The sequence below is a fragment of the Streptomyces sp. NPDC040718 genome (assembly GCF_055593565.1).
Genome location: NZ_JBVIXO010000001.1, coordinates 820,941 through 846,881, shown reverse-complemented (window position 1 = coordinate 846,881; position 25,941 = coordinate 820,941). Strand labels below are relative to the sequence as shown.

The following is a 25,941-nucleotide window of genomic DNA, read 5'->3' as shown; positions in this document are numbered from 1 at the left end:
ATGGAGGGGTGACATGAAGGGATTCAGTCCGTAGGGTGCTGAATATGGATATGCACACTGTCGTGGTGGGGACGTCCGGGACCACCGCCGAGGACGTCATCGCCGTCGCCCGCGGCAACGCGCGGGTCGAGCTGTCCGGCGAGGCGCTGGAAGCGCTCGGCCGCGCTCGCGAGATCGTCGACGCGCTCGCCGCCAAGCCCGAACCCGTCTACGGGGTCTCCACCGGCTTCGGGGCGCTCGCCTCCCGGCACATCAGCCCCGAGCTGCGCGCGCAGCTCCAGCGCAACATCGTCCGTTCGCACGCCGCCGGCATGGGTCCGCGCGTCGAGCGGGAGGTCGTCCGCGCCCTGATGTTCCTGCGTCTGAAGACGGTGGCCTCCGGGCACACCGGCGTGCGGCCGTCGGTCGCGCAGACCATGGCCGACCTGCTGAACGCCGGGATCACCCCCATCGTCCACGAGTACGGCTCCCTCGGCTGCTCCGGCGACCTCGCGCCGCTCTCCCACTGCGCCCTCGCGCTCATGGGCGAGGGTGACGCGGAGGGCCCCGACGGCAGCGTCCGCCCCGCCGGCGAGCTGCTCGCCGAGCACGGCATCGAGCCCGTCGAGCTCCGCGAGAAGGAGGGCCTCGCCCTCCTCAACGGCACCGACGGCATGCTCGGCATGCTGGTGATGGCCCTCGCGGACCTCGACAAGCTGTACAAGTCGGCCGACATCACCGCCGCGCTCACCCTGGAGGCGCTGCTCGGCACCGAGAAGGTGCTCGCGCCCGAGCTGCACGCCATCCGCCCGCACCCGGGCCAGGGCGCCTCGGCCGCCAACATGGCCGCGGTGCTGAAGGGCTCCGGGCTCACCGGGCACTTCCAGGAGGAGTCCGCCCCGCGCGTACAGGACGCCTACTCCGTGCGCTGCGCCCCGCAGGTCGCCGGCGCCGGCCGCGACACCATGGCGCACGCCGCCCTCGTCGCCTCCCGCGAGCTGGCCTCGGCCGTCGACAACCCGGTCGTGCTGCCCGACGGCCGTGTCGAGTCCAACGGCAACTTCCACGGCGCGCCCGTGGCGTACGTGCTGGACTTCCTGGCCATCGCCGCCGCGGACCTCGGCTCCATCGCCGAGCGGCGCACCGACCGCCTGCTCGACAAGAACCGCTCGCACGGCCTGCCGCCGTTCCTCGCGGACGACGCGGGCGTCGACTCCGGTCTGATGATCGCCCAGTACACGCAGGCCGCCCTGGTCAGCGAGATGAAGCGGCTCGCCGTTCCGGCGTCCGCCGACTCGATCCCCTCCTCCGCGATGCAGGAGGACCACGTCTCCATGGGCTGGTCGGCGGCGCGCAAGCTGCGTACCGCGGTCGACAATCTGACCCGGATCATCGCCATCGAGCTGTACGCGGCCACCCGCGCCATCGAGCTGCGTCACGGGCTCACCCCGGCGCCGGCCAGTCAGGCCGCGATCGCCGCGGCGCGGGCGGCGGGTGTCGAGGGCCCCGGCCCGGACCGCTTCCTCGCGCCGGATCTGGCCGCCGCCGACGCCTTCGTGCGCGCGGGCGGGCTGGTCGCGGCCGTGGAGCCGGTGACCGGCCCCCTCGCCTGACCCGGAGATCCGGAACAGCGGAAGGGCCGCATCCCCACTGGGGGTGCGGCCCTTCCGCCGTGTCTAGAGGCTGCGGGAGCGGCGTACGGAGAAGGCCACGAAGCCCGCTCCGAGGCCAAGGCAGAGGGTGCCGCCCAGTACGTAGGGGGTGGTGTCGACGCTGCCGGTGTCGGCGAGCGAGAGGACGGTGATGCCGGCGGGCCGTTCGTCGGAGACGCCGGCGATGGTCCCCGTACCCGTACCCGTACCCGTACCGGTGTCGGTATCGGTGTTGGTGTCGGCGCCGTCGTCCGTGCCGGTGTCCGAGACGGTTCCGGTGTTGGCGGCGGCGGGCGCGCCCGAGGTGCCCGCCGACAGGCCGGGGCCGGTGGCGTTCGCCGACGGGACGAACCAGAGGGCGGCGAGGAGGGTGGTCGCCCCGAGGGCGGTGAGCAGAGGTCGACGTGCGGACACGGTGCGATCCCCCTTGCGGAAGCAGCGAATTGGCCGTGTGCGCAGATGCTAGTGAAAGGGGCGGGTCGCGGGAAAGTCGAGGCTGTCGCGGGCTTACTCTCCGTCGTATGAACCCTTCTGATGCATCACGATACGTACGGCTTCGGGTGGATTTGGTGCTGGAGGTGTCGGACTCCGACGCACTCATCGGCGCCGCCCTCGAACACATCAAGGCCGACGAGTTCATGCCGGACGAGGAGCGCGCGCACGCGGAGTCGGCCGTCATGGAGGACGAATCGGAGGCCCTGGCCTACCTCGTCGACCCCACCGACCTCGTCGCGGAGCTGACCGGAGTCGAGCTGGCGCAGGCCTCCTGGAGCAGCGAACCCGTCGAATACGACCCCGAGTCCCTGGAGTGGGACCTCGACGAGGAAGATGGTGGTTTCGAAGAAGGGGCCGACAACGCCTGACCGTGGGGTTGCACACATTCGAACGGAATGTGGAACCGATCCGCATCGTTAACGCGTTGTCAGGACGAGCAGGGGGCGACGCCCCCTGCCCGGCCCGATCCCGGGATCGCAGCCCGGGGTTTCACGGCAACGATGGAGTGACGTGTGAGGACGTACAGCATGCGGCGGAGAAGGTCCCTGGTGGCCGTGTCCGCCGTGCTCGGTGGCGTACTGATGCTTTCGGCCTGCAATGACGGGGGCGGCGAGAAGTCTCAGGGCAGCTCGGAGGCAGGCAAGTCGCAGGCGGAGGTCGACGCGGCAGCGGCCAAGGACGCCTCGAAGGCCCGAATAGCCATCACGCCCAAGGACGGCTCCACCAACGTCCCGCTGAACGACGGGACGAACGTCGCCGTCAGCGACGGCACGCTCACGAAGGTCGAGCTGAAGAGCTCCGACGGCACGGCCGTCACGGGCAAGATCGCCGCCGACGGCAAGAGCTGGAAGCCGGACGCCGCGCTGAAGCGCTCCACGAAGTACGCCCTCGCGGCGACCGCGAAGGACGAGTCCGGGCGCGAGGCGCACGAGAACGCCTCCTTCACCACCCTCTCCCCGGAGAACAGCTTCGTCGGCTCCTTCGTCCCGGAGGAGAACGAGACGGTCGGCGTGGGCATGCCGGTCTCGATCACCTTCAACAAGCCGATCAAGGACCAGAAGGCCGTGCAGGCGGCCATCAGCGTCACCTCCAGCAGCGGCCAGGAGGTCGTCGGCCACTGGTTCGGCAACCAGCGCCTGGACTTCCGCCCCGAGCAGTACTGGCAGGCGAACTCCACCATCACCCTGAAGCTCGCCCTCCAGGGCGTCCAGGGTGCGCCCGGCATCGTCGGCGCGCAGAACAAGACCGTCACCTTCAAGGTCGGCCGGAGCCAGGTCTCCACCGTCGACGTGAAGGCCAAGACGATGACGGTCACCCGTGACGGGCAGGTCCTCAAGACCATCCCGATCTCGGCGGGTTCGCCCGACAACCCCACGTACAACGGCCAGATGGTGATCTCCGAGAAGTTCAAGGAGACCCGGATGGACGGCTCGACCGTCGGCTTCACGAACAAGGAAGGCAAGGGCGAGTACGACATCAAGGACGTCCCGCACGCGATGCGGCTGTCCACGTCCGGCACCTTCATCCACGGCAACTACTGGGGCGCCGACTCCATCTTCGGCAAGGTCAACACCAGCCACGGCTGTGTCGGTCTGAACGACGCCAAGGGCGCCAACGACCCGAACCAGCCCGGCGCCTGGTTCTTCGACAACTCGCTCATCGGCGACGTCGTCACCGTGGTGAACTCCCCGGACAAGACCATCAAGCCGGACAACGGCCTCAACGGCTGGAACATGTCGTGGGCCGAGTGGAAGGCCGGTCCGTCGGCCTGACGCCACGGCAGCGGTACTGACGGACGGACGGCGGGGAGCCCGGAAGGGCTCCCCGCCGTCCGGCGTTTGGCGGCCCGGCCGTGAACCGGCCATCGGCAAAGCCCAGTTCGGCGGGGCAGCGCCTACAGTCCTGCCATGACGAAGATCAACACGCTGTCCGCGCCCCCCACCGACGCCGAGGTCGACGCCTGGTGGGCCGTCCAGGCCGCCGCCCACGCCGCGGACGCCGGGGCCCTGCCCGCCGTACCCGCCCCCTCGCGGACGGAGGCCGCGGGACGGCTGCGCGTCCCGCCGCTGCGCGGCCGCCTCGAACACTGGACGGCCGAGGGCGGCGAGGGGCAGGCCGCCCTGCTCCTCTTCACCGAGCGGGGCAACACCCACACCGCCTTCCTCGACGAGCTGACCGTACGGCCCGACGCCCGCCGGCGCGGCGTCGGCACGGCCCTGTGGCAGCGGGTCCGCCGCGAGCTCCTCGACCAGGACCGCACCTCCGTCGCCACCGTCACCGACCTCGGCGGCCCCGGCCAGGCCTTCGCGGAGTCCCTCGGCTTCGAGAACGTGCTCTCCATGGGCTGGTACGTACGGGAACTCGGCGCGGACGGTCCGCCGCCGCTCCCGGCCACCCCCGGCTACGAACTCCTCGTCTGGCCCGGCCTGGTGCCCGACGCCTGGGCCCCGGCCGCCGCCGTCGCCCACGGTGCGATGGAGGACGCCCCCAGCGGGGACAGCGACGAGGCCTTCCAGCCCTGGACCGCCCAGCGGGTGCACGGCGCGCAGCAGCTCGTCCTGGACCGCGGCGGGGAGATGGCCATGGTCGCGGCCGTCACCCCGGTCGGCGAGGTGGCCGCGTACACGGCCCTGGTGCTGCCGGATCCGCAGGGCCCGCGCGCCCTCCAGTACGACACCGTCGTCGTCCCCGCCCACCGCGGCCACGGTCTGGGCCGCGCGGTCAAGGTCCGCATGGAGGCGTACGCCGCCGAGCACCTCCCGGGGCTGCGCCGCATCGGCACCACGGTGGCCGACGAGAACGCCCCGATGCTGGCCGTGAACGAGTCCCTCGGCTACCGCCGCGAACGCGGCGCGGGCCTCTTCCAGCTCAAGCTCTGACCCCTGGCTCCGACTCCTACGCGCGGTCCTCGGCGGGCCGTTGCGGCGTCACCGGCGTCACCGGTTCCACCGGAGGCGCCGTCCAGGACGACAGCAGCCGCAGGGCGTCCGCCGAGGGCGAGCCCGGCTCGGCGTGGTAGGTCACGAGGCACTGCGCCGGGTCGTCGGGCAGCGTCAGCGTCTCGAAGGACAGCTCCAGCTCGCCCACGATCGGGTGCCGCAGCCGCTTCACCCCGTGCGTCTTGTCGGCCACCGTGTGCGCCGCCCACAGCCGACGGAACTCCTCGTCCTTCACCGACAGCTCCCCGACCAGCGCCGACAGCCGCTCGTCGTCGGGGTGCTGGCCCGCGTACAGGCGCAGGTTGCTGACCACCTCGCAGGCCCGGCACTCCCAGTCCGCGTACAGCTCGGCCGTCGCCGGGTCGAGGAACACCAGCCGCACCAGGTTCCGCTCGGCCGCCGGCAGCGCCCCGAAGTCCCCGAAGACGGCCGCCGCGAGCGGGTTCCAGCCGATCACGTCCTGCCGCCGCCCCACCAGGTACGCCGGTACGCCCTCCATCGCCGCCAGCAGCGTGCGCAGCTCCGGGCGGACCTGCTGGGGGCGGGCGGTGCGGCCGCCGGACCGCCGGGTGCGGGGGCTCGCCAGGTGGTTCAGGTGAGCCGACTCGGTGCCGCTCAGCCGCAGCGCCCGCGCGATGGCGTCCAGCACCTCCGCCGACACGTTCTGGCCGTGTCCCTGCTCCAGGCGCGTGTAGTAGGCCACCGACACCCCGGCCAGCTGTGCCAGCTCCTCGCGGCGCAGGCCGGGGACCCGGCGGCGCCGCCCGTGGTCGGGCAGCCCCACGTCGGCGGGCCGCAGCCGGGCGCGGCAGCTGCGCAGGAAGTCCCCGAGTTCGGCTCGCTGATCAAGCTGGTCCATACCGTCAGTATCCCCGGCGCGAGGGCCCGGCGCGGGTCTCAGCCTGACCCCGCCAGGGGTAGGTACAGCGGTCATAGGCTCGACAGGGGTCTGGGTACGGGGCGCGGACCGGGTCATCGTGGGGGCATCGCAGAACGGACGCCCCGGCCTGCCGCACCGCCGTCCCGCGGTGCGGCCCCGGGCGTCCCCGTCCGAGGAGAGCACCCCCATGTCCGTCACCCAGGTAGCCGCCTACGCCGCCCCCGCCCCCAAGGCCCCGCTGGAGCGCACCACGGTCCCCCGCCGCCCGGTCGGCGAGCACGACGTACTCATCGAGATCAAGTACGCCGGCATCTGCCACTCCGACATCCACCAGGCCCGCGACGGCTGGGGCGAGGGCATCTACCCGATGGTCCCCGGCCACGAGATCGCCGGTGTCGTCGCCGAAGTCGGCCCGGGCGTCTCGAAGTTCGCGGTCGGCGACCGGATCGGCGTCGGCTGCCTGGTCGACTCCTGCCGCGAGTGCGAGTCCTGCCTGGCCGGGCAGGAGCAGCACTGCGTCCGGGGCGCGACCGGCACGTACAACGCCCTCGACAAGAACGGCGAACCCACGTACGGCGGTTACTCCACGCACCTCGTCGTCGACGAGGGCTACGCCGTCCGCATCCCCGATGGCCTCTCCCTCGACGTCGCGGCGCCGCTGCTGTGCGCCGGCATCACCCTGTACTCGCCGCTCAGGCACTGGCAGGCGGGACCGGGCAAGAAGGTCGCGGTCGTCGGCCTCGGCGGCCTCGGCCACATGGGCGTGAAGATCGCTGCCGCGCTCGGCGCCGAGGTGACCGTCCTGTCCCAGTCGCTGCGCAAGAAGGACGACGGTCTGCGGCTGGGCGCCACCCACTACTACGCGACCGATGACGAGGCCACCTTCGAGGAGCTGAAGGGCCGCTTCGACCTGATCGTCTCCACCGTCTCCGCGCCGCTCGGCCTGGACCGGTACCTGTCCCTGCTGCGGGTGGGGGGCGCGCTCGTGAACGTGGGCGCCCCCGAGGAGCCGGTGGAGCTGAACCTGTTCTCCGTCATCGGCGGCAACAAGACCCTCGCCGGGTCGATGATCGGCGGCATCGCCGAGACGCAGGAGATGCTGGACTTCTGCGCGGAGCACGGCCTGGGCTCGGACGTCGAGGTGATCCGCGGCGAGGACGTCAACGACGCCTACGAACGCGTCCTGGCCGGCGACGTCCGCTACCGCTTCGTCATCGACGCCTCGACGATCTGACCCGCCGGCCCCGCCGGGATCCGCTCCGCCGGGACCGTCTCCGCGTCCGCCGCTACTCCGCCGCGGCCACGCCGATCGGGCAGGCCACGCCCGTGCCGCCGATGCCGCAGTAGCCGCCCGGGTTCTTGTCGAGGTACTGCTGGTGGTACGGCTCCGCGGGCCAGAAGGGGCGGTCCTCGGCGGGGAGGACGGCCGTGGTGATGTCGCCGTGGCCCGAGGCCGTCAGGACGCGCTGGTAGGCCTCGCGGGAGGCTTCGGCGGTCGCCTGGTGGGCGGGGGAGTGGGTGTAGACGGCCGAGCGGTACTGGGTGCCGACGTCGTTGCCCTGGCGGAAGCCCTGGGTCGGGTCGTGGGACTCCCAGAAGAGCTTGAGGAGGGTGGAATAGGACACCTGTGCCGGGTCGAAGACCACGCGGACGACCTCGGTGTGGCCGGTCTGGCCGGAGCACACCTCCTCGTACAGCGGGTTCTCGGTGTAGCCGCCCTGGTAGCCGGCCAGGGTGGTCCACACTCCGGGGGTCTGCCAGAACTTGCGCTCGGCGCCCCAGAAGCATCCCAGCCCGAAGTCGGCGACCTCCAGGCCCTCCGGGTAGGGGCCGGACAGCGGGTTGCCGAGGACGGTGTGGCGCTCCGGCAGCGGGAACGGCGCTTCGGCGCGGCCCTTCAGGGCCTCCTCGCGGGTGGGGAGCTCGGGCGTGCGGCGGTACGAGAACATGGGATTCCCTCCTTGTGGGAGGGACAACGGTCGGGGGCGGGCGGGGATTCCCTCCCCGCCCGCCCCCGACCGCCGTCGCCCGCGACTACTCGTCGGGCGTGGTCACGTTCACCGCCCAGTCGCGGGCGTACAGGTAGCGCCGCTTCGGCTCCCCGGCGTACGTCCACGGCACGGCGCCGATGTGCCCGTCGACGTGGCGGAACTGCTCGACCGCCTCCGCGTCCCGGTCCTGCCAGAACAGCAGGTAGGCCAGCATGTGCCGCATCCGCGGCGTCCCGGGGTGCTCGTTGCCGGCGGCGGCCAGGTCGGCGAGGGCCGCGTCGGTCGCGGCGACGATCTCCGGCTCCTGGTAGTACGTCTCCGGCAGGAGGTCGTCCTCGTACGTCTCCTGCTCGAAGTACGCCATCAGGGGGAGCAGGGTCAGCAGGTCGCCCGGCTCGCCGGCGGCCGCGGACTCGCGGGCGAAGGCCATGGCCAGCTCGTGCGAGCCCTGCCACTTCGCGCACCAGTACTGCAGGCCCGCGACGTGCGACCACAGCACCCGCGGGGCGCGTTCGGTGATGCGCTCCCACAGCTCCCGGTAGCGCTCGTGCGAGTAGCCCAGGCCCATGCCGATGGCCTGCTCGACGACGTACGGGCTGGGATCGGCGGGGCCGGCCAGCTTCTGCGCCTCGTGCGCGTCGGCCTGGGCCTTGGTCAGCAGCTGGTGGAAGATCCTGAACTGCTCCTGGGTGGTGCGGCTGCCGGACTGGCTGCCGCGCACGTTCCAGGCGACCATCACGCTGGTGTCGGCGTTGACGAGGGCCGCCGTGGCGTCGCCGGGCCGGGCCGCGCGCCAGGCCAGCAGCCACGCGTCGTCCTCGGCGGCCGCCTCGGCCAGCGGGCGCACCCGCTCCAGCCGCTCCTGCCAGTCCTGCCCGGCGGCCTCGACGTACGCGGCGGCCGCCTCCCAGTCGCCCGAGCGGACGGCCTCCAGGACGGCGAGCCGCCCGGCCGGGACCGGCGCCGGGTTCTCGGTGTCGAGGTCGGCCTCCGCGACGAAGCCCAGCGCGACGGCCGCGGCCGCCTTGCGGTCCTCCTCGCCGGTCTTGGCGGCCTCGGTCTGCGCGTCCAGGGCGCCGATCTCGGCCTCCAGGCGCTTGGCCTTGCGGATGAGGTACATCCCGCGCATGACCCAGCAGGCGACGGCCAGCAGCAGGACGCCGAGGACGGTGAGTACGACGGTCACGGGGCGAGCACCAGCTTCCGCAGGAGTTCGGTGTCGGGCAGGTCTGCGACGGCCGCGTCCAGGGCGGGGCCGAGCTCGTCCTCGAAACCGGGAACGGGGTAGGACAGGCTGGCCGAGTCCGACCAGGACAGCTGCCAGCGGGCGGCGCCGCGGGCCAGCAGCTCGACGGTGACCAGCTGGCCGAGGGCCCGCCGGACGACCGGGCGGGCGTACTCGCGGGCGGTGCGGCCGGTCGCGGCCTGCGCCTCCTCGGACTTCGGGAAACGGTCGGCTATCCGCCAGCGCACCGCCGGGTCGGCGTCGATCGCGTCGAGCAGGGCGTCCAGGCCGGGGCCCGCGCCCTCGGCGTCGAGGGCCTCGCGGACCTCCTCGGCGCCCCGGCCGACGTAGGTGGTCATCGACCGGTGCACGAGCTCGTCCCAGTCCACGCGGGTGAGCGCGAGGGCCTCGGGGGTGAGGACGACCTGCTCCAGCGCGGCCAGCGCCTCCTGCGGGGAGGACAGCAGCTCCAGGGCCGGGCGGGCCGCCTGGCCGGCGCGGCCGTCGTCGGGCAGGGCCTCGATGCGGGCCACGCGCTCGGCGAGCGCGGGGTGCGAGTCGTACGGGGAGGCGGGCTCGGTGGACAGCTCGTGGCGCAGCTTCTCCAGCTCGCCGGCGCGGGCGTCGAGCAGCTGCCGGAGTCCGCCGAAGACCTGGCCGGGGCGCGGCAGCAGGCCGGCGCCGACGCCGAGGGTGGCGTACGAGCTCATGTAGAAGCCGTGCGCCGAGTCCAGGGCGTTCAGCTCGCGCAGCGCGGAGGCGGCGGAGTCGCGGCCGGCCACGCGGACGGAGGCGAGGTCGGCGGCCAGCTCCTGGCGGCGCGAGGAGGACAGGGTGGCGCGCATGTAGAAGTGGGCGTACCCGGTGTAGATCTTCGCCATGGCGCGGTACGAGAAGCCGGCGCCGTCGGTGTCGATCTCCTTGGCCTTCTTGCCCTTGGCGATCCGCTTCTCGGCGCGCTTCTCCTGCTTGGCGCGCTCCTTCGCCTCGGTGTTGTCGGCGCGGTCGTGGAAGTGGTTGATGGTGCGCACGAGCTGGGCCCGGCCGCGGGCGATCAGCGGGGTGAGGCGGGTGTCGAGGTTGGCGTAGTGGCCCATCTCGTGGGCGAGGACGGCGCGCAGCTGCATCTCGTCCAGGCCCGTCATCAGGGGCAGGCCCAGGTAGAGGCGGCGGGTGCCGGGCAGCAGCCCGAGCAGCCGGGAGTCCTCGGAGACGGCGGCGTTGACCTCGTCGATCAGCAGGATCTCGTCGGGTGCGCGGGTGCCGACCTCGGCGGCGATCTCGCGCACGGCCTGCCACAGGGCGGGCTCCTGCGCCTCGGTGACGGGGACGCCGGGCATGGGGTCGGCCTTGGGGGTGCGGAGCATGAACATGCCGCGCACGATCGGGACGGCGAGGACCACCGTACCGATGACGATCTTGCCGCCGACGGTGCCGGGGAGCCAGGCGATGGCGGCCCAGTCGGCGAGCCCGAGGAGGGCGAGCAGGACGACGCTCAGCAGGTAGAAGCCTGCGAGCAGGACGAGGGCGCGCAGAGCGCGCAGCGAAGCGCCCATATGGTTGGGGTCCCCCCACGGATGGTGCGGTTTTTGACGCGCACATGGTGCAATGTTTACGCGCACCTTATGGCCCGGCGCCGACAGGCCGGGAGCGGGGGTACCGATATCCGGAGAACGGGGCGGGGGAGCGCGCGCCGCCCGCCCCCCCCGCCCCGGCCCGGCTCGGGCCGCAGCAGCCGCCGGGCCGGCCGCTCAGCCGGCTCCGGTCAGTGCGGCAGCGTCGCCGGGGAGCCGCCGTTGGCCTCGTATCCGGCCACCGCCATCGCCCGGGCCACCGCGTAGGCGGCCGCCGGCTCCTCCGAGGCCGACCACGGCAGCGCGCCCACGTACCCGTCGACGTGCCGGACCTGCTCCATGGCCTCCGCCCAGCGGCCCGAGCCCACCAGGAACCACAGCAGCAGGTGCCGTACGTGCGCCAGCATCGGGTCGTCCGCCCGCGCCTGGTGCACCGCGTACAGGGCCCCCTCCACCGCCCGCGAGACGACCGCGGTCTTCCCGAAGTCGCTCACCAGGACCGTGTCCGGCATGTTCTCGTACACGGAGAACAGCGGCAGCGCCGCCAGCAGCGAGCCCTGCGGGGCGCGGGCCGCGGCCGTCTGCGCGAAGGCGTCGGCCTTCTCCCGGGAGCCGTGCCACTTCTCGCACCAGTAGTGCAGGGCGGCCAGGTGCGCGCCCATGTGCGCCGGCGCCACGTCGATCACCCGGGCCCACAGCGCGTCGAACTCCGCTTCCGAGTACCCCAGCCCCCGGGCGATCGCGAGCTCCGTGATGACGGGCACCGGGTCCCCGGGAGCCAGCAGCGACGCCTTGCGGCAGGCGTCACGGGCCTCCTCCAGGATGATCCGGTGGTCCTGCGAGCCCACGCCGCCCGAGGACCGCCACGCCTGCTGCACCAGCAGCTCCGCGTGCACCTGCGCGCCGCCCGCGTCCTTCTCGGCCTCCAGCCGCCAGGCCTTCAGCCACTGCGCGCCCACCCCGGGCCGCTGCGCCAGGTCCAGGGCCGCCGCGCCGCCGAAGGCCTGCACGCGCTGCCAGCGCCGCTCGCCGTCCTTCGGGGTGCCGGCGAGCAGCGCGGACGCGGCCCGCCAGTGGCCGGTGCGCTGGACGTTCTCCAGAGCGTCCATCAGGTCCTGGTCGGGCCCGGGCACCCGGACGTCCAGCTCCTCCTCGCGCGCGAACCCGTAGTCCGCGGGGTCGGCGGCGTCGGGGCTGCCCGGCGCGACCAGGGTCAGACCGCCGGCCCTGGTCGCCCGTCTGAACGAGAAGAACACGGCGGCGACCACGGCCAGCCCCATCAGGACCCAGATAATCTGCATACCGCCAAGCGAACCAGACCCGGCGGCCGAATGGCGAGCGGCCCGCTCCGCCCACCCGGTCCGCGCGCAGGTCGGCGCACGGGTCAGCGCGCGGTCAGGCCAGGAGAGGACCGTGGGGCTGACGGGGCATAGCATCTGCCTCATGAGCGACGACAGCCACGAGCACCAGAGCTTCGAGACCCGCGCGATCCACGCGGGCAACACGGCGGACCCGCAGACCGGCGCGGTCGTACCGCCCATCTACCAGGTGTCCACCTACAAGCAGGACGGCGTGGGCGGACTGCGCGGCGGCTACGAGTACAGCCGCAGCGCCAACCCGACCCGTACCGCGCTGGAGGAGAACCTCGCGGCGCTGGAGGGCGGCCGGCGCGGCCTCGCCTTCGCGTCCGGGCTCGCCGCCGAGGACTGCCTGCTGCGTACGCTGCTCTCCCCGGGCGACCACGTGGTCATCCCCAACGACGCCTACGGCGGCACGTTCCGCCTCTTCGCGAAGGTCGTCTCCCGCTGGGGCGTGGAGTGGTCGGTGGCCGACACCTCCGACGCGGACTCGGTGCGCGCCGCCCTCACCCCGAAGACCAAGGTCATCTGGGTCGAGACCCCCTCGAACCCGCTGCTGGGCATCACCGACATCGCGATGACCGCCCAGATCGCGCGCGAAGCCGGAGCGAAGCTGGTCGTCGACAACACCTTCGCCTCCCCCTACCTCCAGCAGCCGCTGGCGCTCGGCGCCGACGTGGTCGTGCACTCGCTGACGAAGTACATGGGCGGCCACTCCGACGTCGTCGGCGGCGCCCTGGTCACGGCCGACGAGGCCCTCGGCGAGGAGCTGGCCTACCACCAGAACGCGATGGGCGCGGTCGCCGGACCCTTCGACTCCTGGGTCGTGCTGCGCGGCATCAAGACGCTGGCCGTGCGCATGGACCGGCACGCCGAGAACGCGGCGAAGGTCGTGGAGGCGCTCAAGCGGCACCCGAAGGTCACCAAGGTCCTCTACCCGGGCCTGCCCGAGCACCCCGGCCACGAGATCGCCGCCAAGCAGATGCGCAACTTCGGCGGCATGGTCTCCTTCCAGGTCGCCGGCGGCGAGGAGGAGGCCGTCGCGGTCTGCGGCCGCACCCGGATCTTCACCCTGGCCGAGTCCCTCGGCGGCGTCGAGTCCCTCATCGAGCACCCGGGCCGGATGACCCACGCCTCGGTGGCCGGCTCGGCCCTGGAGGTCCCCGCGGACCTGATCCGCGTCTCCGTCGGCATCGAGAACGCCGACGACCTCGTCGCGGACCTCGTCCAGGCCCTCGGCTAGGCCCTTCGGCCAAGACGCACGCCGCCGCCCCTGGAGCGCTACCAGCCCAGGGGCGGCGACACGTCACTCGGCGGGACCTCCCACGGGCGGGCCAGCGCCGCCCACACCGTGAAGGCCACCGCCGCCGCCCACAGCAGCGCCCAGCCGAACCGGCGCAGGGCCCGCCGCCGGCGCAGCAGCCGCCTGCCGTGCGCCCGCGCCGTCGCAGCGAGGCCGGCCGGGACCGCCGGGTGCGGCCCGTCGAGCAGCTGCCTGACCTGCGTCTCCTTGCGGTCCAGGGGGCTCATGCCGCCTCCGCCGAGGCTTCGGAGCGCATGATCGCCACCGCCCGGTTGCACACCGCTTCGACCCGCTCCGGCGGCAGCCCCAGCTGCGCGGCCGTGACCTCCTCCGCGACGCCCTCATAGATCCGCATCACCAGCACCAGCCGCTCCAGCGGGCCCAGCGGCGCCAGGACCCCGCCGCGCGCGGGGAGCCGGCGGGCGGTGCGGGCGTACGCGGCGCACAGCTCGGCGCGGGTGCGGTCGTACGGGTCGTCGTCGCGCAGCCGCGCCCAGTGCGCGTACGTACGGGCCAGCGCGCCCGCGAGGATCCGCCGGGCGGCGGGCGCCGCGTCCGGGGGCTCGGCCGTCAGCAGCGCGGCGACGTGCAGCAGCCGCCCCGCCGCGCCCGCGACGAAGGCCTCGAACTCCGCATCCCGCCCCGAACGCCGGTCCACAGCACACATGGTGGGGCCGGTGCCACCACCCCGGTCAAGGGGTCGGACACGGCCGGATGCGACGCACGGGCGCCCGCAGGGTCAGGAGGCCGGGCCGCCCTCGGAGGCGGCGGACATCAGCTCCGACAGCGAGCCGTTGAAACGGGTCAGCAGCGCGGTGAACACCTCGCGCTCGTCCTCCGCCCAGCCCTCCGTCACCCGGGCCATCAGCTCCCGCCGCGAGGAGCGGACCTCCTCCAGGCGGGCCAGCCCGCGCGGGGACAGCGCGAGCACCACGGCCCGGCCGTCCTCGGGGTGCGAGGTCCGCTTGACCAGGCCGCTGTCGACGAGCGGGGCGACCTGACGGGTCACGGTGGACGAGTCGATGCCCATCCCGCCCGCGAGCGCCTTCACGCCCATCGGGCCTTCGAGGTCGAGCCGGTTCAGCAGCAGGTACGCGGCCCGGTCCATCGAGTTGCGGGCCTGGCCGACGCCGCCCAGGCGGGTCTGCTCCGCCCGGCGGGCGAAGACGGCCACCTGGTGCTGGAGCGCGTCGAGGAGTCCGGCTCCGGCGGGCGCTTCGGCCGCCGTGGGCAGGTCGGAACTGGCCGGGATCGAGGGCATGGCCGTGGGCTCTCTTCGCATGGGGCCGACAGGGATGGGGGACAGAGTACGCGGCCCTGCGGCGGCTCGTACGCCGCGTTTGATAACTGATACGGCCCGTGGTGGCGACCGCCGCAGGAGTGTCCCGCATGGCGAGATTTCGCCGCTTGTGTGCCCCTAATGCGCCCCTTGCGACGCCCTCGCGAGGCTCCCGGACGGCCCCCGCGCCGCCGCCGGCCCGGCCCGGCGCACCCCACGCGCGGCGCCCTGCCGGGCCTCCGTCCGTCCCTGGGCCGGGGCCCCCGCGGGCTGCGAGACTGGCCGCATGAACTACCGCGTGCCCGTGCCCGTTCCGCAGGTCATCCTCGACGACGTACGAGGGGCCCAGAAGATGCTGTCGGGCGTGTCCCGGGTGACGCCGATGGAGGGCAGCCGGCACCTCTCGGCGCTCACGGGCTCCCCCGTCCACTTCAAGTGCGAGAACCTCCAGCGCACCGGCTCCTTCAAGCTGCGCGGGGCGTACGTGCGCATCGCGGGCCTGCGCCCCGAACAGCGCGCCGCCGGGGTCGTCGCCGCCAGCGCCGGCAACCACGCCCAGGGCGTGGCCCTGGCCTCCTCCCTGCTCGGGGTCCGCTCCACCGTGTTCATGCCGGTCGGGGCCCCGCTCCCGAAGGTGGCCGCCACCCAGGAGTACGGCGCCGAGGTGCGCCTGCACGGCCAGGTCGTCGACGAGACCCTCGCCGCCGCGCAGGAGTACGCCGACCGCACCGGGGCGGTGTTCATCCACCCCTTCGACCACCGCGACATCATCGCCGGCCAGGGCACGGTGGGCCTGGAGGTCCTGGAGCAGTGCCCCGAGGTGCGCACCATCCTCGTCGGCATCGGCGGCGGCGGGCTCGCCGCCGGCGTCGCGGTCGCGGTCAAGGCGCTGCGCCCGGACGTGAAGGTGATCGGCGTGCAGGCGGCGGGCGCCGCCGCGTACCCGCCCTCGCTGCGGGTCGGGCACCCGGTGGCGGTCGAGAACCCGAACACGATGGCGGACGGCATCAAGGTCGGCCGCCCCGGCGACGTCCCCTTCGCGATCATCGGGGAGCTGCTGGACGACGTGCGGACCGTGTCCGAGGACGCCCTGTCCAGCGCCCTGCTGCTCTGCCTGGAGCGGGCCAAGCTGGTCGTGGAGCCGGCCGGGTGCAGCACGGTGGCGGCCCTGCTGCAAGAGCCGGAGCTGTACGGGAGCGGCCCGGTGGTCGCCGTGCTGTCGGGCGGCAACGTCGACCCGCTGCTGCTCCAGCGGATCCTGCGGCACGGCATGGCGGCGGCGGGCCGCTACCTGTCGCTGCGGCTGCGGGTCGCGGACCGGCCGGGGGCCCTGGCGGGGCTGCTGGCGGTGCTGTCGACGGTGGACGCCAACGTGCTGGACGTCAGCCACGTACGGACCGACCCGCGGCTCGGGCTGACCGAGGTCGAGGTGGAGCTCCAACTGGAGACGAAGGGGCCCGAGCACTGCGCGGAGGTCGCCCGCTCCCTGCACGCGGCGGGCTACCGGGTCATGGACTGACGCGGTGCGCGCCGGTTCGCCGGCGCGGACACCGTGGCGGGACGCGATATGACGCGATATGGTGCCGGTGCGCCGGGCGAGCGCCGCCCGACGCCCCTAGGCTTTGCCTGGAAAAGTCCGGAATCAAACGGCATCGCTCAGGGAGAACCCCTATGCCAGGCGCCATATACGCCGTAGGCCTGGTCAAGACCTTCGGCGACGTACGAGCACTGGACGGCGTGGACCTCGACGTCCCCGAAGGCACCGTCCTCGGCCTCCTCGGCCCGAACGGCGCCGGCAAGACGACGACCGTGCGCGTCCTGACCACCCTCCTCCAGCCCGACAGCGGCCGCGCCGTCGCCCGCTCGGCGAGCGCCTGAGCCGCCCGGCGCGCCACGACATGGGCGAGCCCCCGCCGGAACCGGTCCGGCGGGGGCTCGCGCACGGGTGTGCGTAAGGGGGTGATCAGCCGTTGAAGGGCTTGACGGCCAGGATCTTGACCGTGGCCTTCTTGCCGTTCGGCAGCTCGTACTGGGCGTCGTCGCCGACCTTCTTGCCGTTCACGCCCGCGCCCAGCGGGGACTGCGGCGAGTACGTCTCGAAGTCGGAGGACGCGTACTCGCGGGAGGCCAGCAGGAACTCCAGGGTGTCGTCCTCGTCGCCGTCGAAGGCGATCGTGACGAGGGTGCCCGGCGCGACCTCGCCGTCGGAGGCGGGGGCCGTGCCGACCTTGGCGTTCTCCAGGAGCTGCGTGAGCTGGCGCACGCGCAGCTCCTGCTTGCCCTGCTCCTCCTTGGCCGCGTGGTAACCGCCGTTCTCGCGCAGGTCGCCCTCCTCGCGGGCAGCCGCGATCTTCATGGCGATCTCCGTGCGGGCGGGACCAGAGAGGTAGTCCAGCTCGGCCTTCAGCTGGTCGTACGCCGCCTGGGTCAGCCAGGTGACGCTCTCGCTCGTCTGGGTCACGGGTGCTCCTCGTCGGTACAGGGGACTACAAAGCCGCCATCGGCGGGCGAAACCACGAGCCTAACAATTCGGGAAGAAAAGGGGGAGGAGCCGATGTGTATGAAGTGTGTCATCGGGGCCGTGGAGCGCGGACGTCCTCCCAGGCCGTGCTGGTCCCGAAGTACGTGTCGTACAGGTCCTGGACCTCCAGCAGGCTCTCCGGCGGCACCTTCCCGAACCTGATCCGCTCCAGGTGGCGGAAGTACTCGAACCGCTCCACGCCGGGGGTGATGACCACCAGCATCTCGGCGTTCTCCCCGGGCGCGGCGGCGAAGGCGTGCTGCTGCCCCGGAGGCACCACGACCAGGTCGCCGGCCTCGGCGGTGACCACCTTGTCGCCGGCCAGCAGCTGTGCCGTCCCGTCGATCATGTAGAACATCTCGGCGGACCGCCCGTGGTGGTGCGGGCGGGCCCCGTCGGAGCCCGCCCGCAGGCTCACGCGCATGGTGGAGAGGAACCCGCCGCCCGTGGAGCTGTCGGCCAGCAGTCGCAGGGAGGAGTTCGGTCCGTAGTGGATCTCCTCCGTGTCGGCGGCGCGGACGACCACGGAGTCGTTGAAATCCGGGATGAACAGTGACACGTCGGCTCCTGGGGTCCTGGTGCGCGGATGGCGGAACACCCCAGTCGATACCCCGCCCGGGGCGTGCCGCGCACCCCCCGGACGTTCGTCTGTCACCTCTACTGGCGCTCGTAGTTCGTCAGGACGCAGCCGTCGACCTGCGCCTTCTCCAGCCGGTAGCCGGCCGGAGCGGTGAATCCGGCCTCGCAGTTCAGGTACAGGAACTGGAGCTGGTACAGCCCGCGGCGGATGCTCTCGTTGTTCGTCTCCACGGCGATGTCCGTACCCACCAGCAGCTTGCTCGCGGTGGCCTTGAGCCGTCCGTCGTCCTTCAGGTCGGCCAGCTGCGCCGCCTTGGCCTTGGTCTGGAGGGTCTTCATGTCGGAGACGGTGTCCAGCCAGTTCAGGTTGTGCGCGCGCCGCTCCCCGCCGAGCTCGCCGCAGACGGCCCGCTGCTTGACGCCCCACGAGCGCGGGCTGCCGTCGACGACCGGCATGTAGTCGATCGACTGCACGTGCTCGTCGGTGACGGTCATCTTCGTGCAGTCGACCGTGTGGGGGCTGACGAGCTTCTTCAGCTCGTCGATGCTGCCGGCGCTCGGCAGGCCCAGGCTGCCGGCGGACGGCTGGCCCGGCTTCGCGCTCCCCTCGGTGGAGGGGTCGCGGACCGCCCCGCGGAAGGGGCTGCCCTGGCCGTCGGGGCTGTTGACGTAGTCGGTGAGGAAGCACCCCTCGACCAGGGCCTTCTCCTTCTTGAAGCCCTCCGGTACGAAGACGTCCGGGTTGCAGCTCAGGATGCGCAGGTCGGAGTTGGGCGGGTCGACCAGGGACACCGCGGTGGCGGTCTTGAGCGCGGTCAGCGCGAAGTCCTTGCCCACCACCATCCGGCTGGCCAGGCCGGTTTCGACGCGGCCCTCGGCGATCAGCCTCGCGTCGTGCTCCTTGACGGCCTGCTGGAAGGCCTTCATGTCCGGGGTGAGGAAGAGGACGATCTCGCCGGGCGCCTTCTTGTCCGTGCAGACGCCGCGCTCGGTGATGGACCAGTCCCCGGCGCCGATGAACCCGCTGAGCGCCACCCGCTTGTCGTTCGGGTCGGTGCTCAGGTCCTCGCAGGACGTGTACTTCCGTACGTGCGCCTGCGCCCCGGCCAGCGTGGCGGGCGCGGTGGCGGGGGAGGCCTGGGCGGAGGCCCCGGCGGACGCGGCGGGGCCCGCGGCGGGCGGGCCCGCCTTCTTGGGGTCCTCGCAGGCGGTGGCGAGGGCGGTGAGCGCGGTGAGGGCCGCGGTGGCGGCGAGTATCCGCTGGAGGCGCATGGGTGTCTTCCGTCGGCTGGACACGGCACGGGGGATGGCGTGCACATGCTAGGCCGGGGCCAACGTCATGATCAAAGACGCTGCGCCGCGAGCGGCGGGGCGCCCGGCGCAGACTGCCGCGGACGGGCCGGGCGCCGCGACGGCGAGGGCCCGAGGGCCCGAGGGCCTCAGCCCGTCGTGCCCGCCGGCTGGCAGCCGACCAGCTCCACCATCGTGGCGCGCCCCGTGGTCTTCAGGGTGACCATCTCGTCCACCCGCTTCGCGTCCTGCCCGAACGTGAAGTCCGCGCGGCCCACCTCGCCGTGCTGCTCGTCCTGGGAGCTGAGGGTGCACACACCGGTGACGGAGGCGTCCTTGCGGACCTCCAGGTGCACCTTGACCTCGCTGTCGGAGACGATCTGGAACTTGATCACCTCGGCGCTGACGCTCTGCCCGCCGACGTAGTCCCAGCCGATCCAGCCGACCACGGCCAGCAGCCCGACCCCGAGGACCGACCCCACGATCTTCAGCTTCCGGTCCGCGCGCTCGTCCGCCGACCGGCCGTACCGGCCCTCGGGGAGCCCTTCGCGCACCGCGCTCATGATCGATTCCTCTCGTCGGGGAGGGGCGGGACACCCCGGAATTTTCCAACCCCCGATTCGGTCAATATAGAGGTTGACCGTCGCGCCGAATCACAGAGGATCCTGTCTTGACCGAGCAGCTTCGACTGATGGCCGTCCACGCCCACCCCGACGACGAGTCGAGCAAGGGCGCGGCCACGATGGCCAAGTACGTGTCCGAGGGGGTGCCGGTGCTCGTGGTCACCTGCACGGGAGGCGAGCGCGGCTCCGTGCTGAATCCCAAGCTCCAGGGCGACAAGTACATCGAGGAGAACATCCACGAGGTGAGAGCCAAGGAGATGGACGAGGCCCGCGAGATCCTCGGCATCGACCAGGAATGGCTCGGCTACGTCGACTCCGGCCTTCCCGAGGGCGACCCGCTGCCCCCGCTCCCCGAGGGCTGCTTCGCCCTCGCCGACGTGGAGGAGGCCGCCGGCGAGCTGGTGAAGAAGATCCGAGCCTTCAAGCCGCAGGTCATCACCACCTACGACGAGAACGGCGGCTACCCGCACCCCGACCACATCATGACCCACAAGATCACGATGGTGGCCTTCGACGGCGCGGCCGACACCGACAAGTTCCCCGAGGCCGAGTACGGCACCCCGTACCAGCCCCAGAAGCTCTACTACAACCAGGGCTTCAACAAGCCCCGCACCATCGCCCTCCACGAGGCCCTCCTCTCCCGCGGCCTGGAGTCCCCCTACGGCGAATGGCTGGAGCGCTGGAAGGAGTTCGAGCGCAAGGAGCGGACCCTGACCACCCACGTCCCCTGCTCCGACTTCTTCGAGATCCGCGACAAGGCCCTCATCGCCCACGCCACGCAGATCGACCCGGACGGCGGCTGGTTCCGCGTCCCCATGGAGATCCAGAAGGAGGTCTGGCCCACCGAGGAGTACGAGCTCGCCAAGTCGCTCGTCGACACCTCCCTCCCCGAGTCCGACCTCTTCGCGGGCATCCGGGAGAATGCCTGACCATGAGCGCTACGCAGGCAGCAGTCACCCAGCTCCTTCCGCTGGCCGCCGACACCTTCGACAAGAACAAGGTGACCCCGGGCCTCCTCGGGTTCATCGTGTTCGCCGCCCTCGCCCTCGGCGTGTGGGGCCTGATGAAGTCCATGAGCAAGCACATGGGCCGCGTCGACTTCCAGGAGGCCCCGGAGGCGGCCCCGGCTGCCGGCAAGGCCGGAGACGCCTCCGCCGCCAAGGGCTAGGCACGCGGCCAGGCACGGCCCGCGTCCCGCCCGGCACGACCGGGCGGGACCGCGCCCGCACGTCCCGGCGGGCCGGGACGGCCTGGTCCGGCCCGCCCGCGGGCACGGGCGGCGCGGGCCGGCGACGCAGCTCCGCACCCGCCCGGCGCGGGCCCGCGCCGGAACCCGGGCTACTCCGCGCCGCGCACCGGCACGCCCATGACCTCCCGCGCCCGCAGGTTCGGGACCAGGCCCAGACGCCACGCCTGCCAGCCCTCCGCGGGATCCACCCCCCGCGCCAGCACCACCCCGTACGTCTCCAGGCAGTCCTCCAGCCGGCCGTCCCGCAGCGGATGCGGACCCGCCGCCAGCCGGGCCAGCTCCGCCCGCGCCTCCTCCACCGCCGAATCCCCCGCACCCGCGTACGGCAGCATCGTGCAGCGCAGGAACCGCGCCCAGTCCTCCCCCCGCCGGTCCCCGTACGACACGAAGAGCCGCACCGCGTCCTCGCACAGCCCGACCGCCTGCGGCACCCGGCCGTTCCCCGCGTCGATCACGGCCAGCTCCACACAGGTCCAGCCCTCCCCGTGCGCCAGCCCGATCCGCCGGAAATCCGCCCGCGCGTCCACCAGCAGCTGCCGCGCGAACCCGGAGTTCCGCAGGTTCCCCGTCTGCGCCGCCCGCTGGTCCCGCGTCACCCGCCCCGAGTGGTAACGGGCGTGCGCCAGCCCGTACACGTCCCGCATCCGCGAGAACATCGTCCGCGCCCGCTCCAGCTCCCGCACCGCCCGGTCCCGCTCACCGTCCTCCTCCAGCGCCTGCCCCAGGTAGTACAGCGTCCACGCCTCACCCCGCGCGTCCTCCGCCAGCCGGTGCCGCGCCAACGCGTCCCGCAGCCGCTCCAGCGCCGCCTCCGCATCGCCGTCCACCACCCGCGCCCGCCCCAGCTGCGTCAGCGCCCACGCCTCGCCCCGGTCGTCCCGCGTCCGCCCGTACAGGTCCAGCGCCAGCCGGAGCTCCCCCTCCGCCCGCGCCACCTCACCCGTCCGCAGGTACACCTGCCCCAGCTGGAAATGCGCCCACGCCTCACCGTGCACGCTCTCGCTCTCCCGGTGCAGCTCCAACGACCGCTCCAGCAGCGCCACCGCCTCACCCAGCCGCGCCCGGTCCCGCTCCACCGCCCCCAGCGCGTGCAGTGCCCACGCCCGGTCACCCGCCAGCTCCTCCGGCTCCTGCAGCACCAGCGCCTCCCGGATCCGCGCCGCCGCCTCCGGCAGGTTCCCCTGGTGGTGCAGCGTGATCCCCAGCGACACCAGAGCCATCCCCGCACCAGCCTCCTGCTGCGCCTCCCGGTACTGGTCCACCAGCGACGTCAGCGTCGTACGGGACTTGTCCAGCTCACCCAGCTGCCGCGCCGCGATACCCGTACGCCACTGCACCGAACGGTTCAGCCGCCCCTGGTCCACCGCCCGCGTCAGCTCGTTGATCTCACCCAGCCGGTACAGGTCCCCGCGCAGCAGACAGAAATCGCACAACGCCCCCAGCAGGTCCAGCACCGCCTGCTGGTCCACCCCCTCCGAATGCCGCAGCGCCGCCGTGATGAAGCTCGACTCCTCGTCCAGCCAGCGCAGTGCCGCGTCCAGCGACGAGAAGCCGTGCCCCCCGAAGTGGTTCGCCCGCGTCGACATCTTCCCGTCGACCATCCGGATCACCGAGTCCGCCAGCTGCGCGTAGTCCCGGATCAGCCGCTCGTGCGCGGCCGCCGCCTCCGCCCGTTCCTCGTCCGCCGCCAGCCGCGCCGCCGCGTACGAGCGCACCGCGTCGTGCATCCGGTACCGCTCCCCGCGCACCAGGTCCAGCAGACCCGCCCGCGCCAGCTCACCCAGCAGCCGTCCCGCCTCCACCCGGTCCGCGCCCGCCAGCGCCGCCGCCGCGGCCGCCCCCAGCGACGCCCGCCCGGCCAGCGTCAGCCGCCGCAGCAGCCGCCGCCGCTCCTCCGGCAGCCGTACGTAGGCCAGCTCCAGGGCGTGCTCCAGCCCCCCGCCCCCGCCCCCGTCCGACGCCCGTGCCGACCCCAGCGGAGCCAGCACCCGCAACGCCAGCGGCAGCCCCGCCCCCAGCTCCAGCAACCCGTCCAGCGCCGCCCCCTCCGGCGCCGCCTCACCCGCAGCCCGCGCCCCGGCGCGCAGCACCTCCGCCGCCTCCTCCCGCACCAGGCGCACCACCGGCAACTGGTACACCCACGCCCCCAGGTCCGCGGGCAACTCCAGCGGCTCCCGCGCCGTGACCAGCACCAGGCTCTCCGACCGCTCCGGCACCAGCGCCCGCACCTGCCGCACGTCCACCGTGTCGTCCAGCACCACCGTCACCGGGAACCCCTGCAAGTGCTGGTGGTACAGCTCGGTCAGCCGGCGCACCTGCGACTCCGCCGAAGCCCCCTCGCGGAACAGCAGCTGCTCACGCGGAGCCCCCAGCCGGTTCAGCAGGTGCAGCAACGCCTCCCGCGTCGACAGCGGCGCCTCACCCGCACCCGTGGCCCCGCCCCGCAGGTCCACCACGCACGCTCCGCGGAACTGGTCCCGCAACGCGTGCGCCGCCCGCAGCGCCAGCGCCGTACGCCCCACCCCCGGCTCGCCGTGCAGTACGACCACCACCGGCCGGGTCTCCGTACTGGCCCGAGCGGCCTGCACCCACTGCGCGATCCGCGTCAGCTCCGCACGCCGGCCCGTGAACAGCGCGTCCGCGTCCGGGAGCTGCCCGAACGACTGCTCCAGCATGCTGCGCCGCCGGGCCTCCGCGCTGCGGTCGCCCCCGCGCGCCTTCGGCGCCCCACCGCTGCCGTTGACCGGCTTCCCGTTCGCGACCCGCCCGCGCACCGGACCCCGTGCCGAAGCCGCCGCCACCGCCCGCTCCTGCTCCAGGAACGGCCGGATCCCACGCACCTCCAACGCCGTCAGCCACTGCAACCGCAGCTGTTCCGCCCCGCCCGGCCGGCCCGCCGCGCCGGCCCGCCGGTTCGCCGCCGGCACGTGCAGGGCCGTCACCTTGGCCACCGTCGCCGCCGCCCCCGCGACGCCCACGACGATCCCCGCACTGAACGCCGTCCCCGCCTCCACCCCGAACGCCAGGTCCGCCCCGACGGCGGCGGCCGCGGCCACCCCCGTCACGAACAACGAAGCCCCGGTGTTGCCCCGACGGAAGGCCTCCCCGAGCGACTGCTCCCCGGCGGCCGCCTCGTCCAGAGCCGCCACGTACGCCGCGTACTCCTCGTCGGCCGCCGCCGCGATCCCGTCCAGCGCCTCCCGCCCGCGCGCGAGCAACGCCCCGGGATCCCCCGCGCCCGCCCGCCGGACCTCCTCCTCGACTGCCCGGGCCAGCACCCGTTCGGCCTCGACACGATGGCTGTCCCGCATCGGCATCCTCCTCGGAGAGCTCCGGAAACGTGCGCCAAGTGTCCTGCGGGACAGTCCGCAGCGCGAGGAATCTGAGCTATTTCAGAGGGAGTTGGCGGCTCGACGGACATCCGCGTGCATATATGCGGGAACCCCGCCGCACCCGCCGATCCGGCGCCCCGATGGCCAGGTCGTGAGGCGAGCGCCGGACGGTGCGGCAGGATGTGGGTATGTCGAACCGCCTCGCGAACGAGACCTCGCCGTACCTGCTCCAGCACGCCGACAATCCGGTCGAGTGGTGGCCCTGGTCGCCCGAGGCGTTCGCGGAGGCGCGGGAGCGCGGGGTGCCGGTGCTGCTCAGCGTCGGCTATTCCAGCTGCCATTGGTGCCAGTGAACTCACAAACCCGGTAGTCTGCGGTGTTCACACCTCTCTGATGATCACGTGCTTCCCGCAGAGCTTCGACCAGTCGTCCCGGTCGGAGGTCAGGACGATCACGGGGGCTGGGACGCGGAGCGCGAGCGCGGCGACGAGGGCGTCGATCGCGTACTTGTGTCCGTGTAACCCGCCTGCGTCCTGAAGAAGCTTCACTGCGGTCAGGGAGTCCTCCTGACTGACCGGCTCCACCCGCAGCCGGGACAGCACCCACTTCAAGCGCGCCGGATCGGTCTTCCCGTGCACGGCTTCAACAATGGTCAGCGCGGACACGAGGACGGGAATCCCAGCCTGCCGGGATGCCTCGATGCGAGCCGCCATACCGCGGTCGTTGCGCAGGAGCAGAGAGAGCGCCTCGGAGTCGAGCACCAGCGAGCGGGCTGGCTGCTCCTTCATGCGGCGCCCCGCTCGACATCCTCGGCGTTCACATCTCCGAACAGCTCACGACGAGCGGCTTCGATCTCCTGCTCCGTGAGCGCGCCGTGCTCCTCCTCGTGGGACGCCACGATCTCGGCGAGTCCGTCCATGGCGAGCTGGTGCCTGACGGCTTCGGTGATGTAGCTGGAAAGCCCGCGGCGGCCGGTTCGGGAGCGAAGCTCGCTGACCAGCTCGGCGGGCATGGACACGGAGATGTTCTCAGTCGTCCCGGCTCGAGTCTGCTTCATACCCGAAGTGTAAGACGATATCTATTACAATGAGAAGGATTGAGGTATCGGCACCGACGAGGGGGTGGCGGCGGAGGCGCGTGGCAGTCCGGGGGTGGCCGCGCCCCTCGCCTCAGCTTCCGTATCGGCGCAGCAGCTCGATCATGTTGCGGAGCTTCGGTATCGCGTCATCGCCGGCCTTGTCCTTGTCGTTGAAGTGCATCAACTCGTTGCGGACCTCGCGCAGCTCGTCGAGGCGGGCCGCGAAGGACTTGCGGTCCAGCGGCCAGCCCAGCTTGTCCCATCGCTGCTGATTGCTGAGCACCCGCTGATAGTCCCCATACGACATCTGGCCGAAGGAGGTGATGTTGCGGAGCTTGTCCGGATCGCAGAGCGTGATCACCTCCTGAAGGTCGAGGCCTTCCGAGATGACCCGGCGCAGCTGCCGGTCGAGGTCGCCGATGAGGAGGAACGGCCGGGCCGTGGCCCCGTACTCGGCGGCCACGTCCGCGATGGTGATGATTCCAGCGACCTGCTTCGTCTGGTCCCTCACCAGGAGGAAGCCGTACTGCTCCAGGTAGGGCAGGACGTCGATCAGATGATCGGCATAGCTGACATCGTGGCGCTCCGGCACCA

At 72.7% G+C, this 25,941-nt stretch carries 26 protein-coding genes and 2 pseudogenes; 11 read left to right on the top strand and 17 right to left on the bottom strand.

Translation table 11 applies throughout. From position 1 onward, the window contains the following. The first annotated feature begins 50 nt into the window (after positions 1 to 50). Positions 51 to 1,592, top strand: coding sequence for a histidine ammonia-lyase (gene hutH, locus ACZ597_RS03900; RefSeq protein ID WP_471325130.1), 1,542 nt, complete (start codon positions 51 to 53; stop codon positions 1,590 to 1,592). A 63-nt stretch (positions 1,593 to 1,655) separates the two neighbouring features. Here the strand turns inward: hutH and ACZ597_RS03895 are convergent, their stop codons facing one another. After that, positions 1,656 to 2,045, bottom strand: a complete 390-nt coding sequence (locus ACZ597_RS03895; protein WP_471324520.1) for a hypothetical protein — start codon at positions 2,043 to 2,045, stop codon at positions 1,656 to 1,658. Positions 2,046 to 2,191: 146 nt separating this feature from the next. Here ACZ597_RS03895 and ACZ597_RS03890 point away from each other — a divergent pair, with 146 nt between their 5' ends. The 3 genes from ACZ597_RS03890 to ACZ597_RS03880 all read left to right on the top strand — a co-directional run bounded on the left by ACZ597_RS03890 (position 2,192) and on the right by ACZ597_RS03880 (position 5,005). After that, the gene (locus tag ACZ597_RS03890; RefSeq protein ID WP_471324518.1) at positions 2,192 to 2,494 is read left to right on the top strand and encodes a hypothetical protein; all 303 of its coding nucleotides are present in this window, start codon (positions 2,192 to 2,194) and stop codon (positions 2,492 to 2,494) included. A gap of 159 nt (positions 2,495 to 2,653) precedes the next feature. Further along, the gene (locus ACZ597_RS03885; protein ID WP_471324515.1) at positions 2,654 to 3,898 is read left to right on the top strand and encodes a L,D-transpeptidase; all 1,245 of its coding nucleotides are present in this window, start codon (positions 2,654 to 2,656) and stop codon (positions 3,896 to 3,898) included. 135 nt (positions 3,899 to 4,033) lie between these two features. Next, on the top strand, positions 4,034 to 5,005 hold the full coding sequence (locus tag ACZ597_RS03880) for a GNAT family N-acetyltransferase (protein ID WP_471324512.1): 972 nt from the start codon (positions 4,034 to 4,036) through the stop codon (positions 5,003 to 5,005). Positions 5,006 to 5,021: 16 nt separating this feature from the next. Here ACZ597_RS03880 and ACZ597_RS03875 read toward each other — a convergent pair whose 3' ends face one another. Continuing rightward, a complete protein-coding gene (locus ACZ597_RS03875) occupies positions 5,022 to 5,924 on the bottom strand; it encodes an MmyB family transcriptional regulator (protein ID WP_471324509.1) in 903 nt (300 codons plus the stop codon). 208 nt (positions 5,925 to 6,132) lie between these two features. On the opposite strand from ACZ597_RS03875, the gene ACZ597_RS03870 reads away from it, so the two are divergent. Continuing rightward, positions 6,133 to 7,179, top strand: a complete 1,047-nt coding sequence (locus ACZ597_RS03870) for an NAD(P)-dependent alcohol dehydrogenase (RefSeq protein WP_471324506.1) — start codon at positions 6,133 to 6,135, stop codon at positions 7,177 to 7,179. A gap of 52 nt (positions 7,180 to 7,231) precedes the next feature. Here ACZ597_RS03870 and msrA read toward each other — a convergent pair whose 3' ends face one another. From msrA to ACZ597_RS03850, 4 genes are all read right to left on the bottom strand, one after another. After that, the gene (gene msrA / locus ACZ597_RS03865; RefSeq protein ID WP_471324503.1) at positions 7,232 to 7,894 is read right to left on the bottom strand and encodes a peptide-methionine (S)-S-oxide reductase MsrA; all 663 of its coding nucleotides are present in this window, start codon (positions 7,892 to 7,894) and stop codon (positions 7,232 to 7,234) included. 85 nt (positions 7,895 to 7,979) lie between these two features. Then, positions 7,980 to 9,122: a hypothetical protein gene (locus ACZ597_RS03860; RefSeq protein ID WP_471324500.1), complete on the bottom strand. Its 1,143-nt coding sequence runs from the start codon at positions 9,120 to 9,122 to the stop codon at positions 7,980 to 7,982. Beyond that, positions 9,119 to 10,717 carry a M48 family metalloprotease gene (locus ACZ597_RS03855; protein ID WP_471324497.1) on the bottom strand — a complete coding sequence of 533 codons (1,599 nt, stop codon included), beginning with the start codon at positions 10,715 to 10,717 and terminating at the stop codon, positions 9,119 to 9,121. The genes ACZ597_RS03860 and ACZ597_RS03855 overlap by 4 nt, the downstream gene beginning before the upstream one ends. Positions 10,718 to 10,926: 209 nt before the next feature. Continuing rightward, on the bottom strand, positions 10,927 to 12,036 hold the full coding sequence (locus ACZ597_RS03850; RefSeq protein WP_471324495.1) for a hypothetical protein: 1,110 nt from the start codon (positions 12,034 to 12,036) through the stop codon (positions 10,927 to 10,929). 142 nt (positions 12,037 to 12,178) lie between these two features. On the opposite strand from ACZ597_RS03850, the gene ACZ597_RS03845 reads away from it, so the two are divergent. Then, the gene (locus tag ACZ597_RS03845; protein WP_471324492.1) at positions 12,179 to 13,336 is read left to right on the top strand and encodes a cystathionine gamma-synthase; all 1,158 of its coding nucleotides are present in this window, start codon (positions 12,179 to 12,181) and stop codon (positions 13,334 to 13,336) included. Between the two features lie 38 nt (positions 13,337 to 13,374). Here ACZ597_RS03845 and ACZ597_RS03840 read toward each other — a convergent pair whose 3' ends face one another. The 3 genes from ACZ597_RS03840 to ACZ597_RS03830 all read right to left on the bottom strand — a co-directional run bounded on the left by ACZ597_RS03840 (position 13,375) and on the right by ACZ597_RS03830 (position 14,657). After that, positions 13,375 to 13,623 carry a hypothetical protein gene (locus tag ACZ597_RS03840; protein WP_471324489.1) on the bottom strand — a complete coding sequence of 83 codons (249 nt, stop codon included), beginning with the start codon at positions 13,621 to 13,623 and terminating at the stop codon, positions 13,375 to 13,377. Further along, positions 13,620 to 14,063: an RNA polymerase gene (locus ACZ597_RS03835; protein ID WP_471324486.1), complete on the bottom strand. Its 444-nt coding sequence runs from the start codon at positions 14,061 to 14,063 to the stop codon at positions 13,620 to 13,622. The genes ACZ597_RS03840 and ACZ597_RS03835 overlap by 4 nt, the downstream gene beginning before the upstream one ends. A gap of 72 nt (positions 14,064 to 14,135) precedes the next feature. Continuing rightward, the gene (locus tag ACZ597_RS03830; RefSeq protein ID WP_007266115.1) at positions 14,136 to 14,657 is read right to left on the bottom strand and encodes a MarR family winged helix-turn-helix transcriptional regulator; all 522 of its coding nucleotides are present in this window, start codon (positions 14,655 to 14,657) and stop codon (positions 14,136 to 14,138) included. Between the two features lie 304 nt (positions 14,658 to 14,961). Here ACZ597_RS03830 and ilvA point away from each other — a divergent pair, with 304 nt between their 5' ends. Further along, the gene (ilvA, locus tag ACZ597_RS03825; protein ID WP_471324482.1) at positions 14,962 to 16,194 is read left to right on the top strand and encodes a threonine ammonia-lyase; all 1,233 of its coding nucleotides are present in this window, start codon (positions 14,962 to 14,964) and stop codon (positions 16,192 to 16,194) included. Positions 16,195 to 16,346: 152 nt separating this feature from the next. Further along, positions 16,347 to 16,532, top strand: a pseudogene (locus ACZ597_RS03820) (ATP-binding cassette domain-containing protein); the annotation flags it as partial. Between the two features lie 106 nt (positions 16,533 to 16,638). Here ACZ597_RS03820 and greA read toward each other — a convergent pair. From greA to ACZ597_RS03800, 4 genes are all read right to left on the bottom strand, one after another. After that, entirely contained in the window at positions 16,639 to 17,136 is a 498-nt protein-coding gene (gene greA / locus ACZ597_RS03815; RefSeq protein ID WP_470967155.1) for a transcription elongation factor GreA, read from the bottom strand. A gap of 109 nt (positions 17,137 to 17,245) precedes the next feature. Beyond that, positions 17,246 to 17,755 (bottom strand): cupin domain-containing protein, encoded by a 510-nt coding sequence (locus ACZ597_RS03810; protein ID WP_471324478.1) that lies wholly within the window; start codon positions 17,753 to 17,755, stop codon positions 17,246 to 17,248. Positions 17,756 to 17,853: 98 nt separating this feature from the next. Beyond that, positions 17,854 to 19,047, bottom strand: a complete 1,194-nt coding sequence (locus tag ACZ597_RS03805; protein ID WP_471324476.1) for a hypothetical protein — start codon at positions 19,045 to 19,047, stop codon at positions 17,854 to 17,856. A 167-nt stretch (positions 19,048 to 19,214) separates the two neighbouring features. Continuing rightward, positions 19,215 to 19,628, bottom strand: coding sequence for a DUF4307 domain-containing protein (locus ACZ597_RS03800; RefSeq protein WP_471324473.1), 414 nt, complete (start codon positions 19,626 to 19,628; stop codon positions 19,215 to 19,217). A 107-nt stretch (positions 19,629 to 19,735) separates the two neighbouring features. Here ACZ597_RS03800 and mca point away from each other — a divergent pair, with 107 nt between their 5' ends. After that, positions 19,736 to 20,617 (top strand): mycothiol conjugate amidase Mca, encoded by an 882-nt coding sequence (gene mca / locus ACZ597_RS03795; protein WP_471324470.1) that lies wholly within the window; start codon positions 19,736 to 19,738, stop codon positions 20,615 to 20,617. A gap of 2 nt (positions 20,618 to 20,619) precedes the next feature. After that, positions 20,620 to 20,856 (top strand): hypothetical protein, encoded by a 237-nt coding sequence (locus ACZ597_RS03790; protein WP_471324468.1) that lies wholly within the window; start codon positions 20,620 to 20,622, stop codon positions 20,854 to 20,856. A 170-nt stretch (positions 20,857 to 21,026) separates the two neighbouring features. On the opposite strand, the gene ACZ597_RS03785 is transcribed toward ACZ597_RS03790, so the two are convergent. After that, positions 21,027 to 24,248 carry a tetratricopeptide repeat protein gene (locus ACZ597_RS03785; protein WP_471324465.1) on the bottom strand — a complete coding sequence of 1,074 codons (3,222 nt, stop codon included), beginning with the start codon at positions 24,246 to 24,248 and terminating at the stop codon, positions 21,027 to 21,029. A gap of 209 nt (positions 24,249 to 24,457) precedes the next feature. On the opposite strand from ACZ597_RS03785, the pseudogene ACZ597_RS03780 reads away from it, so the two are divergent. Next, positions 24,458 to 24,616: pseudogene (locus tag ACZ597_RS03780) on the top strand (DUF255 domain-containing protein); the annotation flags it as partial. Between the two features lie 33 nt (positions 24,617 to 24,649). Here ACZ597_RS03780 and ACZ597_RS03775 read toward each other — a convergent pair. The 3 genes from ACZ597_RS03775 to ACZ597_RS03765 all read right to left on the bottom strand — a co-directional run bounded on the left by ACZ597_RS03775 (position 24,650) and on the right by ACZ597_RS03765 (position 25,939). Further along, positions 24,650 to 25,057 carry a PIN domain-containing protein gene (locus ACZ597_RS03775; protein ID WP_471324462.1) on the bottom strand — a complete coding sequence of 136 codons (408 nt, stop codon included), beginning with the start codon at positions 25,055 to 25,057 and terminating at the stop codon, positions 24,650 to 24,652. Beyond that, positions 25,054 to 25,326 carry a hypothetical protein gene (locus tag ACZ597_RS03770; RefSeq protein ID WP_470854031.1) on the bottom strand — a complete coding sequence of 91 codons (273 nt, stop codon included), beginning with the start codon at positions 25,324 to 25,326 and terminating at the stop codon, positions 25,054 to 25,056. The genes ACZ597_RS03775 and ACZ597_RS03770 overlap by 4 nt, the downstream gene beginning before the upstream one ends. A 112-nt stretch (positions 25,327 to 25,438) precedes the next feature. Beyond that, positions 25,439 to 25,939 carry a hypothetical protein gene (locus ACZ597_RS03765; protein WP_471324459.1) on the bottom strand — a complete coding sequence of 167 codons (501 nt, stop codon included), beginning with the start codon at positions 25,937 to 25,939 and terminating at the stop codon, positions 25,439 to 25,441. Positions 25,940 to 25,941: the final 2 nt, after the last annotated feature.

Bases quoted from the DNA above. Each gene is read 5' to 3' on its own strand.
- ACZ597_RS03870 (WP_471324506.1), top strand. From the start codon at position 6,133: ATGTCCGTCACCCAGGTAGCCGCCTACGCCGCCCCCGCCCCCAAGGCC.
- msrA (WP_471324503.1), bottom strand. From the start codon at position 7,894: ATGTTCTCGTACCGCCGCACGCCCGAGCTCCCCACCCGCGAGGAGGCC.
- ACZ597_RS03770 (WP_470854031.1), bottom strand. From the start codon at position 25,326: ATGAAGCAGACTCGAGCCGGGACGACTGAGAACATCTCCGTGTCCATG.
- ACZ597_RS03775 (WP_471324462.1), bottom strand. From the start codon at position 25,057: ATGAAGGAGCAGCCAGCCCGCTCGCTGGTGCTCGACTCCGAGGCGCTC.
- ACZ597_RS03880 (WP_471324512.1), top strand. From the start codon at position 4,034: ATGACGAAGATCAACACGCTGTCCGCGCCCCCCACCGACGCCGAGGTC.
- hutH (WP_471325130.1), top strand. From the start codon at position 51: ATGCACACTGTCGTGGTGGGGACGTCCGGGACCACCGCCGAGGACGTC.
- ACZ597_RS03835 (WP_471324486.1), bottom strand. From the start codon at position 14,063: ATGTGTGCTGTGGACCGGCGTTCGGGGCGGGATGCGGAGTTCGAGGCC.
- ACZ597_RS03830 (WP_007266115.1), bottom strand. From the start codon at position 14,657: ATGCCCTCGATCCCGGCCAGTTCCGACCTGCCCACGGCGGCCGAAGCG.
- ACZ597_RS03805 (WP_471324476.1), bottom strand. From the start codon at position 19,047: ATGCGCCTCCAGCGGATACTCGCCGCCACCGCGGCCCTCACCGCGCTC.
- ACZ597_RS03800 (WP_471324473.1), bottom strand. From the start codon at position 19,628: ATGAGCGCGGTGCGCGAAGGGCTCCCCGAGGGCCGGTACGGCCGGTCG.
- ACZ597_RS03845 (WP_471324492.1), top strand. From the start codon at position 12,179: ATGAGCGACGACAGCCACGAGCACCAGAGCTTCGAGACCCGCGCGATC.
- ACZ597_RS03785 (WP_471324465.1), bottom strand. From the start codon at position 24,248: ATGCGGGACAGCCATCGTGTCGAGGCCGAACGGGTGCTGGCCCGGGCA.
- ACZ597_RS03855 (WP_471324497.1), bottom strand. From the start codon at position 10,717: ATGGGCGCTTCGCTGCGCGCTCTGCGCGCCCTCGTCCTGCTCGCAGGC.
- ACZ597_RS03790 (WP_471324468.1), top strand. From the start codon at position 20,620: ATGAGCGCTACGCAGGCAGCAGTCACCCAGCTCCTTCCGCTGGCCGCC.
- ilvA (WP_471324482.1), top strand. From the start codon at position 14,962: ATGAACTACCGCGTGCCCGTGCCCGTTCCGCAGGTCATCCTCGACGAC.
- ACZ597_RS03850 (WP_471324495.1), bottom strand. From the start codon at position 12,036: ATGCAGATTATCTGGGTCCTGATGGGGCTGGCCGTGGTCGCCGCCGTG.
- ACZ597_RS03840 (WP_471324489.1), bottom strand. From the start codon at position 13,623: ATGAGCCCCCTGGACCGCAAGGAGACGCAGGTCAGGCAGCTGCTCGAC.
- ACZ597_RS03875 (WP_471324509.1), bottom strand. From the start codon at position 5,924: ATGGACCAGCTTGATCAGCGAGCCGAACTCGGGGACTTCCTGCGCAGC.
- ACZ597_RS03885 (WP_471324515.1), top strand. From the start codon at position 2,654: ATGCGGCGGAGAAGGTCCCTGGTGGCCGTGTCCGCCGTGCTCGGTGGC.